The sequence below is a fragment of the Pseudomonas sp. GD04091 genome, assembly GCF_029836165.1.
Taxonomy (GTDB): domain Bacteria; phylum Pseudomonadota; class Gammaproteobacteria; order Pseudomonadales; family Pseudomonadaceae; genus Aquipseudomonas.
This window is the reverse complement of record NZ_JAOEBG010000001.1, coordinates 414,647-430,225: the sequence shown is the minus strand read 5'-3', so window position 1 is coordinate 430,225 and position 15,579 is coordinate 414,647. Positions and strand designations below refer to the sequence as shown.

General features: G+C 63.3%; 17 protein-coding genes and 1 tRNA gene. 16 read left to right on the top strand and 2 right to left on the bottom strand.

Annotated features, from left to right (window positions below):
• Window positions 1-87: 87 nt before the first annotated feature.
• The 16 genes from N7422_RS01970 (at window position 88) to N7422_RS01895 (ending at window position 12,571) form a co-directional block, all read left to right on the top strand.
• Window positions 88-309, top strand: coding sequence for a zinc ribbon domain-containing protein (locus N7422_RS01970; RefSeq protein WP_279804883.1), 222 nt, complete (start codon window positions 88-90; stop codon window positions 307-309).
• A 94-nt stretch (window positions 310-403) separates the two neighbouring features.
• On the top strand, window positions 404-2,179 hold the full coding sequence (gene aspS, locus N7422_RS01965; RefSeq protein ID WP_279804882.1) for an aspartate--tRNA ligase: 1,776 nt from the start codon (window positions 404-406) through the stop codon (window positions 2,177-2,179).
• A gap of 109 nt (window positions 2,180-2,288) precedes the next feature.
• On the top strand, window positions 2,289-3,041 hold the full coding sequence (locus N7422_RS01960; protein WP_279804881.1) for a YebC/PmpR family DNA-binding transcriptional regulator: 753 nt from the start codon (window positions 2,289-2,291) through the stop codon (window positions 3,039-3,041).
• Between the two features lie 133 nt (window positions 3,042-3,174).
• Window positions 3,175-3,699, top strand: coding sequence for a crossover junction endodeoxyribonuclease RuvC (gene ruvC, locus N7422_RS01955; protein WP_023628699.1), 525 nt, complete (start codon window positions 3,175-3,177; stop codon window positions 3,697-3,699).
• 108 nt (window positions 3,700-3,807) lie between these two features.
• On the top strand, window positions 3,808-4,425 hold the full coding sequence (gene ruvA, locus N7422_RS01950) for a Holliday junction branch migration protein RuvA (protein WP_134689425.1): 618 nt from the start codon (window positions 3,808-3,810) through the stop codon (window positions 4,423-4,425).
• On the top strand, window positions 4,422-5,468 hold the full coding sequence (gene ruvB, locus N7422_RS01945; protein ID WP_240063769.1) for a Holliday junction branch migration DNA helicase RuvB: 1,047 nt from the start codon (window positions 4,422-4,424) through the stop codon (window positions 5,466-5,468). Before ruvA ends, ruvB begins: the two co-directional genes overlap by 4 nt.
• A 125-nt stretch (window positions 5,469-5,593) precedes the next feature.
• Window positions 5,594-6,046 (top strand): tol-pal system-associated acyl-CoA thioesterase, encoded by a 453-nt coding sequence (gene ybgC / locus N7422_RS01940; RefSeq protein WP_023628696.1) that lies wholly within the window; start codon window positions 5,594-5,596, stop codon window positions 6,044-6,046.
• A gap of 2 nt (window positions 6,047-6,048) precedes the next feature.
• Window positions 6,049-6,744 (top strand): protein TolQ, encoded by a 696-nt coding sequence (gene tolQ, locus N7422_RS01935; protein WP_279804878.1) that lies wholly within the window; start codon window positions 6,049-6,051, stop codon window positions 6,742-6,744.
• Window positions 6,745-6,758: 14 nt separating this feature from the next.
• Window positions 6,759-7,211, top strand: coding sequence for a protein TolR (gene tolR, locus N7422_RS01930; protein ID WP_011535155.1), 453 nt, complete (start codon window positions 6,759-6,761; stop codon window positions 7,209-7,211).
• Window positions 7,211-8,275 carry a cell envelope integrity protein TolA gene (gene tolA, locus N7422_RS01925; protein ID WP_279804877.1) on the top strand — a complete coding sequence of 355 codons (1,065 nt, stop codon included), beginning with the start codon at window positions 7,211-7,213 and terminating at the stop codon, window positions 8,273-8,275. Before tolR ends, tolA begins: the two co-directional genes overlap by 1 nt.
• A gap of 47 nt (window positions 8,276-8,322) precedes the next feature.
• Window positions 8,323-9,573, top strand: a complete 1,251-nt coding sequence (gene tolB / locus N7422_RS01920) for a Tol-Pal system beta propeller repeat protein TolB (protein ID WP_279805095.1) — start codon at window positions 8,323-8,325, stop codon at window positions 9,571-9,573.
• 53 nt (window positions 9,574-9,626) lie between these two features.
• Window positions 9,627-10,124, top strand: a complete 498-nt coding sequence (gene pal / locus N7422_RS01915) for a peptidoglycan-associated lipoprotein Pal (protein ID WP_023381906.1) — start codon at window positions 9,627-9,629, stop codon at window positions 10,122-10,124.
• A 6-nt stretch (window positions 10,125-10,130) separates the two neighbouring features.
• On the top strand, window positions 10,131-10,940 hold the full coding sequence (gene ybgF / locus N7422_RS01910) for a tol-pal system protein YbgF (RefSeq protein ID WP_279804876.1): 810 nt from the start codon (window positions 10,131-10,133) through the stop codon (window positions 10,938-10,940).
• A gap of 160 nt (window positions 10,941-11,100) precedes the next feature.
• Window positions 11,101-11,748 (top strand): 7-carboxy-7-deazaguanine synthase QueE, encoded by a 648-nt coding sequence (gene queE, locus N7422_RS01905; protein WP_279804875.1) that lies wholly within the window; start codon window positions 11,101-11,103, stop codon window positions 11,746-11,748.
• Window positions 11,749-11,759: 11 nt separating this feature from the next.
• Window positions 11,760-12,434: a 7-cyano-7-deazaguanine synthase QueC gene (gene queC / locus N7422_RS01900; protein ID WP_279804874.1), complete on the top strand. Its 675-nt coding sequence runs from the start codon at window positions 11,760-11,762 to the stop codon at window positions 12,432-12,434.
• 61 nt (window positions 12,435-12,495) lie between these two features.
• Window positions 12,496-12,571: transfer RNA gene (locus N7422_RS01895), tRNA-Lys, on the top strand.
• Between the two features lie 71 nt (window positions 12,572-12,642).
• Here the strand turns inward: N7422_RS01895 and N7422_RS01890 are convergent.
• Window positions 12,643-13,932, bottom strand: a complete 1,290-nt coding sequence (locus N7422_RS01890; RefSeq protein ID WP_279804873.1) for an FAD-binding oxidoreductase — start codon at window positions 13,930-13,932, stop codon at window positions 12,643-12,645.
• A gap of 52 nt (window positions 13,933-13,984) precedes the next feature.
• Window positions 13,985-15,538, bottom strand: a complete 1,554-nt coding sequence (locus N7422_RS01885; protein ID WP_279804872.1) for an amino acid permease — start codon at window positions 15,536-15,538, stop codon at window positions 13,985-13,987.
• Between the last annotated feature and the right edge of the window lie 41 nt (window positions 15,539-15,579).

Sequence of the window (15,579 nt, the reverse complement as noted above, 5' to 3'; positions counted from 1 at the left end):
AGCGGGCTGCACTGCACTCCTTAACCATATATAATCCCGCTCTTTGCTGCCCTGGGCAGCGTGCGATGTGGTTGACGAGAAACACCCATGCCCCTTTACGACTATCAATGTGCATCCTGCGATCACCGGATGGAGGTGTTGCAGAAGATCAGTGCCGCGCCGCTGACCGATTGCCCGGCGTGCCAGGCGCCGGCATTGAAGAAGCAGCTGTCGGTCCCCGGCTTCCGCCTGAGCGGCAACGGCTGGTACGAGACCGACTTCAAAACCGGGGCGAAAAAGAATCTGGCAGGCGGCGACAAGGCCGACTGAGTTGAATTGCACCGACCAGGTCTTGCAGTATTAGCCCCTTGGGCGGCGAAGACCTCCACCGAATACACGAATCACGAGAAGCGAAACCACGATCATGATGCGCAGCCATTATTGCGGCCAACTGAACGAGTCCCTGGACGGCCAGGAAGTCACCCTTTGCGGCTGGGTCCATCGTCGCCGCGACCACGGCGGGGTGATCTTCCTCGATATCCGTGACCGTGAAGGCATGGCCCAGGTCGTGTTCGACCCGGATCGCGCCGAAACCTTCGCCGCCGCCGACCGTGTGCGCAGCGAATACGTCGTGCAGATCACCGGCAAGGTGCGCAAGCGCCCTGACGGCGCGGTAAACGCCAACATGGCGTCCGGCGCCATCGAGATCCTCGGCTACCAGCTGAACGTGCTCAACGAAGCGGAAACCCCGCCGTTCCCGCTCAACGAGTACTCCGACGTCGGCGAGGAAACCCGCCTGCGCTACCGCTTCATCGACCTGCGTCGTCCTGAGATGGCCGACAAGCTGCGCCTGCGTTCGCGCATCACCAGCAGCATCCGTCGCTTCCTCGACGAAAACGGCTTCCTCGACGTCGAGACGCCGATCCTGACCCGCGCCACCCCGGAAGGCGCGCGCGACTACCTGGTGCCGAGCCGCACCCACGCGGGCAGCTTCTTCGCCCTGCCGCAGTCGCCGCAGCTGTTCAAGCAGCTGCTGATGGTCGCCGGCTTCGACCGCTACTACCAGATCGCCAAGTGCTTCCGCGACGAAGACCTGCGTGCCGACCGCCAGCCGGAATTCACCCAGATCGACATCGAGACCAGCTTCCTCGACGAGTCCGAGATCATGGGCTTGACCGAAAGCATGATCCGCAAGCTGTTCAAGGAAGTGCTGGACCTGGAGTTCGGTGAGTTCCCGCACATGACCTTCGAAGAAGCCATGCGCCGCTACGGTTCCGACAAGCCGGACCTGCGTATTCCGCTGGAGCTGGTCGATGTCGCCGACCAGCTCAAGGATGTCGACTTCAAGGTCTTCGCCGGTCCGGCCAACGATCCGAAATGCCGCGTCACCGCCCTGCGCCTGCCGGGCGGCGCCAGCATGCCGCGCAGCAAGATCGACGAGTACACCAAGTTCGTCGGCATCTACGGTGCCAAGGGCCTGGCCTACATCAAGGTCAACGAGCGCGCCAAGGGTGTCGAGGGTCTGCAGTCGCCGATCGTCAAGAACATCCCCGAGGCCAACCTCAACAACATCCTTGATCGCGTTGGTGCCGTGGATGGTGACATCGTGTTCTTCGGTGCCGACAAGTTCAAGATCGTCAGCGAAGCCCTGGGCGCGCTGCGTATCCGCCTGGGCCACGACTTCGAGCTGCTGACCTGCGAGTGGGCGCCGATGTGGGTCGTCGACTTCCCGATGTTCGAAGAGAACGAAGACGGCAGCTTCACCGCGCTGCACCACCCGTTCACCGCGCCGAAGTGCTCCCCTGAAGAGCTGGAGGCCAACCCGGCCACCGCGCTGTCGCGTGCCTACGACATGGTCCTGAACGGCACCGAGCTGGGTGGCGGTTCGATCCGTATCCACCGTAAAGAGATGCAGCAAGCGGTCTTCCGCCTGCTGGGTATCGAGGCGCAAGAACAGGAAGAGAAGTTCGGCTTCCTGCTCGATGCCCTGAAGTTCGGTGCACCGCCTCACGGTGGCCTGGCCTTCGGCCTGGACCGTCTGGTCATGCTGATGACCGGTGCTCAGTCGATCCGTGAAGTGATCGCCTTCCCGAAAACCCAGAGCGCCGCTTGCGTGATGACCCAGGCCCCGGGCATGGTCGATGCCAAGGCTCTGCGCGAGCTGCACATCCGTCTGCGCGAGCAGACCAAGGTCGAGTAATCGGCCTGGGCGCCCCGGTAGCGGGGCGCCCCGCGCTTGAAGCGCAGGATTCTTCACGTTCCGCCCTTCGGGGCGGAACCTGTTTCTGTTTCAAGGATTCGGAGTCGTTATGGCTGGTCATTCCAAGTGGGCGAACATCAAGCACCGCAAAGAGCGCCAGGATGCCAAGAGAGGCAAGGTCTTCACCAAGTGGATCCGCGAACTGACCGTCGCGGCCAAGCAGGGTGGCCCTGATCCGGCCTCCAACCCGCGCCTGCGCCTGGCGCTGGACAAGGCTCTGGGTGCCAACATGAGTCGCGACATCATCGATCGCGCCGTGGCCCGCGGTGCCGGCACCAACGAAAGCGACAACGTCGAGGAGCTGAGCTACGAGGGCTACGGTCCGGGCGGTGTGGCGATCATGGTCGAGGCCATGACCGACAACCGCAACCGTACCGCCGCCGCCGTGCGTCATGCCTTCACCAAGTGCGGTGGCAACCTCGGTACCGACGGTTCGGTGGCCTACCTGTTCGAGCGCAAGGGGCAGATCAGCTTCGCCGCCGAGCTGAAGCTCGACGAGGACGTGCTGATGGAGGCCGCGATGGAGGCCGACGCCGACGACGTGGTGGCCAACGACGACGGTTCCTTCGAGGTGTTCACCTCGTTCAACAGCTTCTATGCCGTGCGCAATGCGCTCGAAGAGGCTGGTTTCAAGGCTTCGGACGCCGAGATCGTGATGCAGCCGACCACCAGCGCCGAACTGGACAAGGACGGCGCGGAGAAGGTGCTCAAGCTGATCGACATGCTCGAGGACCTGGATGACGTGCAGAACGTCTACTCCAATGCACAGATCTCCGATGAGATCATGGAAACGTTGGGCTGATCGTTTCGGCAATCGGCTTGATCGCGGGGCAAGCCCGCCCCCACAAGGCCTGCGCCGGATTGCGGTGTAGCCTTTGTGGGGGCGGGCTTGTCCCGCGATAAGGTCGGCAAATTCGCACACCTTTGTAGGCGCTATGACTCTCATTCTTGGTATCGACCCCGGCTCGCGCATTACCGGTTTTGGCGTGGTCCGCCAGACCGCCCGTGGCTGCGAGTACGTGGCGTCGGGCTGTATACGCACGGGCGGTGGTGAGTTGCACGAGCGCCTGCAGATCGTCTTTCGTGGGGTCAGCGAGATCATCCGCCAGCACGAGCCGGTGACCATGGGCATCGAGCGGGTGTTCATGGCGCGCAATGCCGACTCTGCGCTCAAGCTGGGCCAGGCCCGCGGTGCGGCGATCGTCGCTGCGGCCGAGGCGGGCCTGGAGATCGCCGAATATACCGCCAGCCAGGTCAAGCAGGCCGTGGCCGGCACCGGCGGGGCCAATAAAGAACAGGTGATGATGATGGTCATGCACCTGCTCAAGCTGACCCAGAAGCCGCAGATCGACGCCTCCGACGCCCTGGCCATCGCCCTGTGCCATGCCCATACCCGTTCCAGCCTGATTCCCCATGGGCTGGCGACGGCGCGGCGGCGCGGCGGGCGCTTGCGTCTGTAACCGCTTCATGCGCTGATACACATTTTGTCCGGGTGGCGCGCGCTCCCGGCGCATTTGCTGATAGGGTGGACCGGTTTTCGACCGGTACCCGAGAGGAAGGATCGGAACGTGATTGGACGTTTGCGTGGCACCCTGGCGGAAAAACAGCCGCCGCACCTGATTATCGACGTCAACGGCGTGGGCTACGAGCTGGAAGTGCCGATGACCACCCTGTACCGCCTGCCCAAGGTCGGCGAGCCAGTGACCGTGCACACCCACCTGGTGGTGCGCGAAGACGCCCACCTGCTCTATGGTTTCGCGGAAAAGCGCGAGCGCGAGCTGTTCCGCGAGCTGATCCGCCTCAACGGCGTTGGGCCGAAGCTGGCGCTGGCGCTGATGTCCGGCCTGGAAGTGGACGAGCTGGTGCGCTGCGTGCAGGCCCAGGACGCCTCGGTCCTGGTGCGTGTGCCCGGTGTTGGCAAGAAAACCGCCGAACGCCTGCTGGTCGAGCTCAAGGATCGCTTCAAGGCGTGGGAAACCTCCCCGGCGATGTTCACCCTGGTCTCCGACGGCCCGCTGCCGGCGGCCAGTGAGTCCTCGGCCGAGGCCGACGCGGTCAGTGCCCTGGTCTCCCTGGGCTATAAGCCACAAGAGGCGAGCAAGGCGATTGCCGCGATCAAGGACAAGGCCGGCCTGAGCAGCGAGGAGCTGATCCGTCGCAGCCTTAAAGGGATGATTGCCAAGTGATCGAAACCGACCGCCTGATCGCCGCCAGTGGCCGCGACCGTGAAGAAGTCCAGGACCGCGCGATCCGCCCGCTGCGCCTGGACGAGTACATCGGCCAGCCGGTGGTGCGCGAGCAGATGGCGCTGTTCATCCAGGCCGCGCGTGGGCGCAACGAATCCCTTGACCACACCTTGATCTTTGGCCCGCCGGGTCTGGGCAAGACCACCCTGGCCAACATCATTGCCCAGGAGATGGGCGTGTCGGTCAAGAGCACCTCGGGCCCGATTCTCGAACGCCCGGGCGACCTCGCGGCGATGTTGACCAACCTCGAGCCCCATGACGTGCTGTTCATCGACGAGATCCATCGGTTGTCGCCGGTGGTCGAGGAGGTGCTCTATCCGGCGATGGAGGATTTCCAGCTGGACATCATGATCGGCGAAGGTCCGGCTGCACGCTCGATCAAGCTCGACCTGCCGCCGTTCACCCTGGTCGGCGCCACCACCCGCGCCGGCATGCTGACCAACCCGCTGCGCGACCGTTTCGGCATCGTCCAGCGCCTGGAGTTCTACAGCAACAAGGACCTGGCCACCATCGTCAGTCGTTCGGCCGGTATTCTCGGGCTGCCGATGGATGACAAGGGTGCCTTCGAGATCGCCCGCCGGGCACGGGGCACGCCGAGGATCGCCAATCGCCTGCTGCGCCGGGTGCGCGACTATGCCGAAGTGCGTGGCAAGGGTGAGATCACCAAGGCGGTCGCGGATATGGCGCTCAACCTGCTGGATGTCGACGAGCGCGGTTTCGATCACTCCGACCGGCGTCTGTTGCTGACCATGATCGAGAAGTTCGACGGTGGGCCGGTGGGGCTCGACAACATTGCCGCAGCGATCGGCGAAGAGCGCCACACCATCGAGGACGTGCTCGAGCCCTACCTCATCCAGCAGGGTTACATCATGCGCACCCCACGGGGGCGCGTGGTCACCCGTCATGCTTACCTGCATTTCGGCCTGAACATACCCGGGCGCTTCTGCGAAGGCGGGGAATATGCAGCGCAGGACGACGAATGACAGATCGAATCGGCATTTTCGTGGTCCTACCGCTGGCATGCCGCCGGTTCGCTGGCAATACGACATTATCGAAGCAAAAACAGTTGCCGGGGCGGATTGGCAAGCACAGGAGTAAGCACTAGAGTATGCGCGCGCAAAATGGGCTGGAACCGTTCGCACACCGCTGTCGCGTCTATTACGAAGATACCGATGCCGGCGGGGTGGTGTACTACGTCAACTACCTCAAATTCATGGAGCGCGCACGCACCGAACGGCTGCGTCACCTGGGGTTCTCCCAGGCCCAGCTGGCGCAGGACAACCTGCTGTTCGTGGTCCACTCGAGCGAAGCGCGCTACCACGCGCCGGCGCGCCTGGACGACGAATTGCGGGTGACCGCGCAGGTGCTTGAATTGAATCGCGCCAGCCTGCGCTTCGTGCAGCAGGTATGGCGAGCAAAGGATGAAGTGCTGCTCTGCGAAGGGCAGTTCCTTGTGGCCGCGGTGCGCGCCGACACTTTCAAACCCCGGGCCATTCCCCCAGAACTGCGCGACGCCTTCCTGGCGGACGGCACGGGTACTCAATCGAACGCAGGAGAATAAGCGTGGAAGCAAACGTCGTCGACCATACCTCCATGTGGAGCCTGGTCGCCAATGCCAGTATCGTGGTTCAGCTGGTAATGCTGACCCTCGTGGCAGCCTCGGTGACCTCTTGGATCATGATCTTCCAGCGCAGCACCATGCTGCGCGCCGGTCGTCGTGCACTGGACGCTTTCGAAGAGCGCTTCTGGTCGGGCATCGACCTCTCCAAGCTGTACCGTCAGGCGGGCAGCAACCCTGATCCGGACTCGGGTGTCGAGCAGGTGTTCCGCGCCGGCTTCAAGGAGTTCTCGCGCCTGCGCCAGCAGCCGGGTGTCGACCCGGACGCGGTCATGGAAGGCGTCGGTCGTGCCATGCGCGTGGCCATCTCCCGCGAGGAAGAAAAGCTCGAGCAGAGCCTGCCGTTCCTGGCCACCGTCGGTTCCACCAGCCCGTACATCGGCCTGTTCGGTACCGTGTGGGGCATCATGAACTCGTTCCGTGGCCTGGCCAGTGCCCAGCAGGCAACCCTGGCCACCGTGGCTCCCGGTATCGCCGAAGCCCTGATCGCCACCGCGATCGGCCTGTTCGCTGCGATCCCGGCTGTTATCGCCTACAACCGTTTTGCCGCGCGCAGTGAAGTGCTGATTGGTCGCTACTACACCTTCGCCGACGAGTTCCAGGCGATCCTGCACCGCAAAGTACACACCAGCGAAGAGTGATCAGGTAGAAACCCATGGCCCGAGTTCGCCACAAACGCAAGCCGGTCGCCGAGATGAACGTGGTGCCCTACATCGACGTGATGCTGGTGCTACTGGTCATCTTCATGGTGACCGCCCCCATGCTCAACCAGGGCGTGAAGGTGGACCTGCCCAAGGTTTCCAGTGAAGCCCTGCCGCAGGACAACAACGTCCAGGTCCTGACCATCTCGATCAAGGCAGACAAGACCTACTACTGGAACCTTGGCAGCGAAGTCGACACCGACAAGCAGATGGACAAGGCCATGACCTTGCCGGAAATGACGGGTGCGGTGACCAAGATCATCGCCGCCGGCCGTGACCAGGGCAAGCAGACCCAGGTCTTCATCCGTGGCGACAAGGCCGTCGACTACGGTGCGGTCATGGGCGCCATGGGCGGGTTGCAGAAGGCCGGTGTCGGAAACGTTGGCCTGATTACCGAGGCGCCCTGATGCAACAGCGAGAGCCATCCGCCTCGGAAAGCTACTTCTGGCCCAGTGTCTGGGCCATTGGCCTGCACGTGCTGGTGTTCGGCATGCTGTTCGTCAGCTTTGCCATGACGCCCGAGCTGCCGCCCTCCAAGCCGATCGTCCAGGCCACGCTCTACCAGCTCAAGTCCAAGAGTCAGGCGACTACCCAGACCAATCAGAAGATTGCCGGGGAGGCCAAGAAGACCGCTTCTCGCCAGACCGAAGTCGAGCAGCTGGAGCAGAAGAAGGTCGAGCAGGAGGCCGTGAAGGCGGCGGAACAAAAGAAAGCCGACGCAGCTCAAAAGGCCGAGGAGGCGCGCGAGGCCGCCGAGGCCAAGAAAGCCGAAGCCGCCGAGCAGAAGAAGGCCGCCGAGGCCAAGAAAGCCGAAGAAGCGAAGAAGGCCGCCGAAAAGCAACAGGCCGACATCGCCAAGAAGAAAGCCGAGGAAGAGGCCAAGAAACAGGCCGAAGAAGAGGCCAAGAAACAAGCCGCGGAAGAGGCGAAGAAGAAAGCCGCCGAAGACGCGAAGAAAAAAGCAGCCGAGGACGCCAAGAAGAAAGCGGCGGCCGAGGACGCGAAGAAGAAGGCAGCTGAAGAGGCCAAGAAAAAGGCCGCTGCAGACGCCCAGAAGAAAAAAGCACAGGAAGCGGCCCGCAAGGCGGCGGAAGACAAGAAGGCGCAGGCACTGGCCGAGTTGTTGTCCGACACCACCGAGCGGCAGCAGGCGCTGGCTGACGAGCAGGGTGACCAGGTGGCCGGCGACTTCGACGACCTGATTCGCATGCGCGCGGCCGAAGGTTGGGCGCGTCCGCCATCTGCGCGCAAGGGCATGACGGTAGTTCTGCAGATCAACATGCTGCCGGACGGCACCATCACCAACGTGAGTGTGGCCAAATCCAGCGGCGACGGTCCGTTCGACAGCTCGGCCGTGGCCGCGGTGAAGAACATTGGTCGGTTGACCGAAATGCAGGGCTTGAAGCCGAACGAATTCAATCCGTATCGTTCATTCAAGATGACATTTACACCTGAGGATCTAGCGTTGTGATTAAACGTCTGAGAGGACTCCTGGTCTTGCTCTGCTGCGTGGCAGGCATGGCCATGGCCGAGGAAAAGAACATCCTGGTCACCAGTGGCAGCGACCGGGCAACCCCCATCGCGGTAGTGCCGTTCGGCGTGCAGGGCGGCAGCGTGCTGCCGGAAGACATGGCCGACATCATCGGCAACGACCTGCGTAACTCCGGTTACTATGCGCCCATTCCGCGGCAGAACATGATCAGCCTGCCAAGCCAGGCCAGCGAAGTGATCTTCCGTGACTGGAAAGCGCTGGGCGCCCAGTACGTCATGGTCGGCAGCATCGTGCCGGCCGGTGGCCGCCTGCAGGTGCAGTACGCGCTGTTCAACGTCGCCACCGAGCAGCAGGTGCTGACCGGTAGCGTCGCGGGCGGCGTCGACCAGCTGCGCGACATGGCGCACTACATCGCCGACCAGTCGTTCGAGAAACTCACCGGCATCAAGGGCGCGTTCTCCACCCGCATGCTGTACGTGACCGCCGAGCGCTTCTCGACCAACAACACCCGCTACACCCTGCAACGTTCGGACTACGATGGTGCTCGTGCGGTGACCTTGCTGCAGTCGCGCGAGCCGATCCTGTCGCCGCGTTTCGCGCCGGATGGCAAGCGCATCGCCTATGTCTCGTTCGAGCAGAAGCGTCCACGCATCTTCATCCAGCACATCGACACCGGTCGCCGCGAGCAGATCACCAACTTCGAAGGCCTGAACGGCGCGCCGGCCTGGTCGCCTGACGGTACCCGCCTGGCGTTCGTGCTGTCGAAGGACGGTAACCCGGACATCTACGTGATGAACGTGGCGTCGCGTCAGATCAGCCGCGTCACCGCAGGCCCGGGCATCAATACCGAGCCGTTCTGGGGCAAGGATGGCAACACCCTGTACTTCACCTCCGACCGTGGCGGCAAGCCGCAGATCTATAAACAGTCGGTGGGTGGCGGTGGTGCCGAGCGTGTGACGTTCGTTGGTAACTACAACGCCAACCCGAAACTGTCGGCGGACGAGAAGACCCTGGTGATGATCCATCGCCAGCAGGGTTTCACCAACTTCAAGGTGGCCGCCCAGGACCTGCAACGCGGAAGTGTAAAGATTCTCTCCGAGACCAGTCTTGATGAGTCTCCCACTGTTGCGCCAAACGGCACCATGCTAATCTACGCCACCCGCCAGCAGGGCCGGGGAGTCTTGATGCTCGTGTCGCTTAACGGCCGTGTGAGGCTCCCACTTCCTACCGCTCAAGGCGAAGTCAGAGAACCGTCCTGGTCCCCTTACCTGAACTGATTGCGGCGTAATATTTTTGCTTAACACACTGGGGTTTCATTAGGAGTTTCACGATGGAAATGCTGAAGTTTGGTAAATTCGCTGCGCTGGCTCTGGCCATGGCCGTAGCTGTAGGTTGCTCCTCGAAGGGCGGTGACAATGCTGGTGAAGGCGCTGTCGACCCGAACGCTGGCTACGGTGCCAACACTGGCGCTGTCGACGGCTCCCTGAGCGAAGAAGCCGCCCTGCGCGCAATCACCACCTTCTACTTCGAATACGACAGCTCGGATCTGAAGCCAGAAGCCATGCGCGCCCTGGACGTTCACGCCAAGGACCTGAAAGCCAACGGCAACCGCGTTGTCCTGGAAGGCAACACCGACGAGCGCGGCACCCGCGAGTACAACATGGCTCTGGGTGAGCGTCGTGCCAAGGCCGTTCAGCGCTACCTGGTTCTGCAGGGCGTTTCCCCTGCTCAGCTGGAACTGGTTTCCTACGGCGAAGAGCGTCCAGTTGCCACCGGCAACGACGAGCAGTCCTGGGCTCAGAACCGTCGCGTAGAACTGCGTAAGTAAGTTCTTATGCGTATGTGCCGTCGTGTTGTAACCGTCCTCGCACTCAGCCTGCCCCTCTCGGCGTGGGCTGCGGTTCCCGTAGTAGATGACAACGCCGGTGGCTATCCACCTGCGGGTTATGGCACGAGCGGCGCCTATGCCGGAGCAGGGGCTTCGGCCCCTGCTTCTGCAAATGGCCAGCTGTTCATGCAGCTGCAGCAGATGCAGGACCAGATTTCCCGCCAGCAAGGCATTATCGAAGAGCTGCAAAACGATGTGTCGCGCATGAAGCAGGAAAACCTCGAGCGCTACCAGGATCTCGACCGCCGCATCAGCAGCGGTGCCGCGCCTGCCGCGACTCCCGACAATTCCTCCACCGGTGGTGCGAACAACGCAGCCACGGGTGCCGCCGCCGGCGCCAGCGCCGCGCAGCAACCGGCCGCCAGCAGCGAGCCGGGTGATCCGGCGAAAGAGAAGCTGTATTACGATGCCGCTTTCGACCTGATCAAGCAGAAGGATTTCGACAAGGCCAGCCAGGCCTTCAATGCCTTCCTGCGCAAGTACCCCAACAGCCAGTACGCCGGCAATGCCCAGTACTGGCTTGGCGAGGTCAATCTCGCCAAAGGCGACCTGCAAGGCGCGGGTCAGGCCTTCGCCAAGGTCAGCCAGCTGTACCCGCAGCACAGCAAGGTGCCGGATTCGCTCTACAAACTGGCCGATGTCGAGCGCCGCATGGGCCATACCGACAAGGTCAAGGGCATCCTGCAGCAGGTCATCACCCAGTATCCTGGCACCTCCGCCGCGCAACTGGCCCAGCGCGATCTGCAGAAGCTGTAAGCAGTACCGTTTGAAAGAAACCCGCGCTTGTCGCGGGTTTTTTCGTTAGAATCTCTGCCCTTTTTTCCTAAACACGCTGCCGCGGATAACGCCATGTCGAGTCCGCGACAGTGCCTGACGGAGGCGGACAGCCTGTTCAGCTGTCACGCCCGTGGCGATCATGCAAGACACATTACGCATCACCGAAGTGTTTTACTCGTTGCAGGGTGAAACGCGAACGGCCGGGCTGCCCACGGTATTCGTGCGCCTGACCGGTTGCCCCCTGCGCTGCCAGTACTGCGACAGTGCCTATGCCTTCAGTGGCGGCACCATTCGTACCCTCGACTCGATCCTCGAGCAAGTCGCCGGCTTCAAGCCACGTTACGTCTGTGTGACCGGCGGCGAGCCGCTGGCCCAGCCCAATGCCTTGCCGTTGCTGCAGCGCCTGTGCGATGCCGGCTATGACGTATCGCTGGAAACCAGCGGCGCCCTCGACATCGGCGGCACCGACACCCGGGTCAGTCGCGTGGTCGACCTCAAGACCCCCGGCTCCGAGGAGTCGCACCGCAACCGCTACGAGAACATCGAGCTGCTGACCCGCAACGACCAGGTCAAGTTCGTCATCTGCTCCCGTGAAGACTACGACTGGGCGGTTTCCAAGCTGATCCAGTACAACCTGGCCGAGCGTGCCGGCGAGGTCCTGTTCTCGCCGAGCCATCATCAGGTCAGCGCCACCGACCTGGCCGACTGGATCGTTGCCGACAACCTGCCCGTGCGTTTCCAGCTGCAGCTGCACAAGCTGCTGTGGAACGACGAACCTGGACGCTGAGAGGAAGAGACATGACTGAGAAACGCGCGGTAATCCTGCTGTCCGGCGGCCTGGACTCGGCCACCGTGGTGGCCATGGCCAAGGCTGACGGCTACCAGTGCTACACCATGAGCTTCGACTACGGGCAGCGCCATCGTGCCGAACTCAACGCGGCGGCGCGGGTTGCCCGTGACCTGGGCGTGGTCGAGCACAAGGTGATCGGCCTGAGCCTCGATGGCATTGGCGGCTCGGCCCTGACCGACAGCAGCATCGATGTGCCAGAGGCGCCGACCGAAGGTATTCCGGTCACTTATGTGCCGGCTCGCAACACCGTGTTCCTCTCCCTGGCCTTGGGCTGGGCCGAGGTGCTCGAGGCCCGTGACATCTTCATTGGGGTCAATGCCGTGGACTACTCCGGCTATCCGGACTGCCGCCCGGAGTTCGTCGAAGCGTTCGAGCGCATGGCCAACCTGGCTACCAAGGCGGGTGTCGAAGGGCAGGGCTTCCGTATCCAGGCGCCATTGCAGAACCTGAGCAAGGCACAGATCGTCCAGGCGGGTATTGCCCGTGGCGTGGACTACAGCCTGACCGTCTCCTGCTATCAAGCCGATGACGACGGCCGCGCCTGTGGCAAATGCGACAGCTGCCGCCTGCGCGCCGACGGCTTCAAGGCGGCCGGTGTAGAGGACCCGACCCGGTATTCTTGAAAATTTTTCCGATGGGGTGTTGATTTCCTCTGAGAAATCAGTAATATACGCGCCATCCAACGGGTCGTTAGCTCAGTTGGTAGAGCAGTTGGCTTTTAACCAATTGGTCGTAGGTTCGAATCCTACACGACCCACCATATGCTGTATGAAAGAGCCCGCCTACATGGCGGGCTTTTTCATGCCTGTTGAAAGGCATCCTGAGCCGGTGTCAACGGTTCAGGCGTCGGGCATCGAAGGCGTCGCGCGCCTGGTAGGCGGTGTAGGTGGCCTGTGCGGCCACCAGGCCAGCCAGGCCGTAGGTACGGTCGAGGCCAAACTGGCCGAAGCCGTCCGGGATCGGCAGGCGCCGGGTGATGGCGTCCGCCAGCACTTCCCCCGCCACGGTGGTCGGCGCCATGCCGTGCCCGCCGAAGCCGACCGCGTGCCAGATGCCGTTGTCGTCCTGGCCGATCTGCGCCATCTGATGGCGCCCGTAGCTCATCAGGCCGCCCCACGAGTAGTCGATCTGCACATCCTCGAGCTGTGGGTAGACGCTCGTCAGGTCGGCCTTGAGCAAGCGGGCGATGGCTTGCGGCCCGCGATCCAGGATGGAGATGCGCCCGCCCCAGAGAATCCGGGTGTCCTTCAGCAGGCGGTAGTAATCGAAGGCGAAGCGCGTGTCGTAGATGGCCGCCTTGCAGTCGATGGCGTCGGCCAGGCGCGCGCCCAGTGGCTGGGTCGCCACCACGTAGGTGGCGATGGGCAGCACGGCGCGTTCGATCGGCGCGTAGACACCTCGGGCGTAGCCGCCGCCGGAGAACACCACTTCCTCGGCATGGACTTCACCCTGGCCGGTGCGCACGATGTAGCCATTGGCCTGCTTCTCGATGGCGATGACCGGTGACTGCTCGAAGATCGTCACGCCCGCTTGCACGGCGGCCCGGGCGATGCCGCAGACGTACTTCAGCGGGTGAAAGTGGAAGGCGTTGCGTTCCCGTAGTCCGCCGTAGTAACGCTCGCTCCTGAGCTGTTCTTTCAGCTCGCCGGGCGTGATGCGCTCCCACTCCACGCCATAGGCCTCTTTCATCAGCTGGCGCGGTTTTTCCAGGCGTGATGGGTCGTTGAACCAGTTGGCCAGGATCACGCCCTGGTCGATCAGGTCGCAGTCGATGGCGTACCTGCGGGTACGCTCGCGAATCAGTTCGACGGCGTCGAGCGTCAGCTGGTACAGGCGGCGTGCCTCGGTGGCGCCGAGGGTTGCCAGCAGCTCGGCGTTGCCGAGGCTGTAGCCGCCGAACACGAAGCCGCCGTTGCGTCCCGAGGCGCCGTGGCCGACGCGCTGCGACTCGAGGATGGTCACGTCGCCGACTCCGCGTTCGGCGAGCCCCAGTGCGGTCGACAGGCCGGCCAGGCCGCCACCGAGGATGCACACGCGGGTGTCGGTGCGGCCTGTTTGGGTCGGGTAGAGTGGCCTGTTGGCGGTGGCTTCGTAGTACGAGTCGAGGAAAGTGCTGTTCATCATGATCCCGGGCAGTGATGGGCGGGCCGGGTCAGGCCCGCCATTGGCGTTCTCAGGCGGGCTGCTGGCTGGTGGCGACGGGCGTTTCGGCGGCGACAGCCTGCCGGTCGTTGGCCTTGCGCGTCTCGATGACCGAGAAATCCATCTCCCGATAGCGCACGACTTGTGAGCCGGTGACCAGCTTGTGGCCGAACCACATCACCGTGAACAGCAGCAGGCCGACGTAGGTGGCGAAGGCGCCGATCCAGTCGATCTGGCCGCCGATGAAGGCCTGGTAGTTCTGGCCGAGCATCACCACGGCGCACAGGCCGAAGGCGAACAACGGCCCGAACGGGAAGAACTTCGACACGTACGGCAGCCTGGCCAGGTCGTTGCCCTGCAGCAGGTAGCCGCGGCGGAAGCGGTAGTGGCTGACGGCGATGCCCAGCCAGGCAATGAAACCGAGCATGCCGGATGTGTTCAGCAGCCACAGGTAGAGCTTGCCGGGGCTGAACAGGAAGCTCAGCAGGCACAGGCCGGCGACCACTGCGGTGGCCAGCAACGCCCAGACCGGCGTGCCGCTGCGGGTCACCCGGGCGAAGATGGCCGGTGCCTTGCGCTCCCGTGCCAGGCTGTAGAGCATCCGTGAGGAGGCATACATGCCCGAATTGCCGGCCGACAGCACCGAGGTGAGGATCACCGCGTTCATCACCGCGGCGGCGGCGAGCATGTCGGCCTTGGCGAAGATCAGCGTGAATGGGCTGATGGTGATGTCGGCGAGGCCGTCCTTGAGCAGTCGTGGGTCGGTATAGGGGATCAGCAGGCCGATCACGATGATGGTGAACACGTAGAACAGCAGGATCCGCCAGAAGATCTGGCGCACGGCCTTGGGAATGTTGCGCCCGGGGTTCGCCGTTTCGCCCGCGGCGATGCCCACGAACTCGGTGCCCTGGAACGAGAAGCCGACGATCATCGCCACGCCGATCAGCGCCGGCAGGCCACCGGCGATAGGCCCGTCACCGATCTGCCAGAGGTGGATGCCGCCGTCCTGGCCGCCTTCGAGGATGCCCAGCAGCATCAGCACGCCCACGGCGATGAAGATGATGATGGTGACGACCTTGATCAGCGCGAACCAGAACTCCGCCTCGCCGAAGAAGCGCACCGAGGCGACATTCAGGGCGAACAGCAAGACCAGGAAGGCCGCGCTCCAGATCACCCCGGGCGTGTCCGGGAACCAGTAGACCATGATGATCTGCACGGCCACCAGGTCCACGGCGATGGTCACGGCCCAGGAGTACCAGTAGTTCCAGCCCAGGGCGAAGCCGAAGCTCTCATCCACGTAGCGCGAGGCGTAGGTGGAGAACGAGCCGCTGACTGGCATGCACGCCGCCAGTTCACCCAGGCTGGTCATCAGGAAGTAGACCATCAGGCCGATCACCGCGAACGCCAGCAGTGCGCCGCCGGGGCCGGACTGGGCGATGGTGGCGCCGGAGGAGACGAACAGGCCGGTACCGATGGAGCCGCCGATGGCGATCATGTTCAGGTGACGGCTGGTGAGGGTGCGCTTGAGGTGTCCGGAGGGTGGGGTTGCGGCAGGCAACTTTGCGTCGTTGTTCGAATGGGTCATGGGCAACCTGCTGATCTGCATTCGGGTGAGTTGTTGTTCTT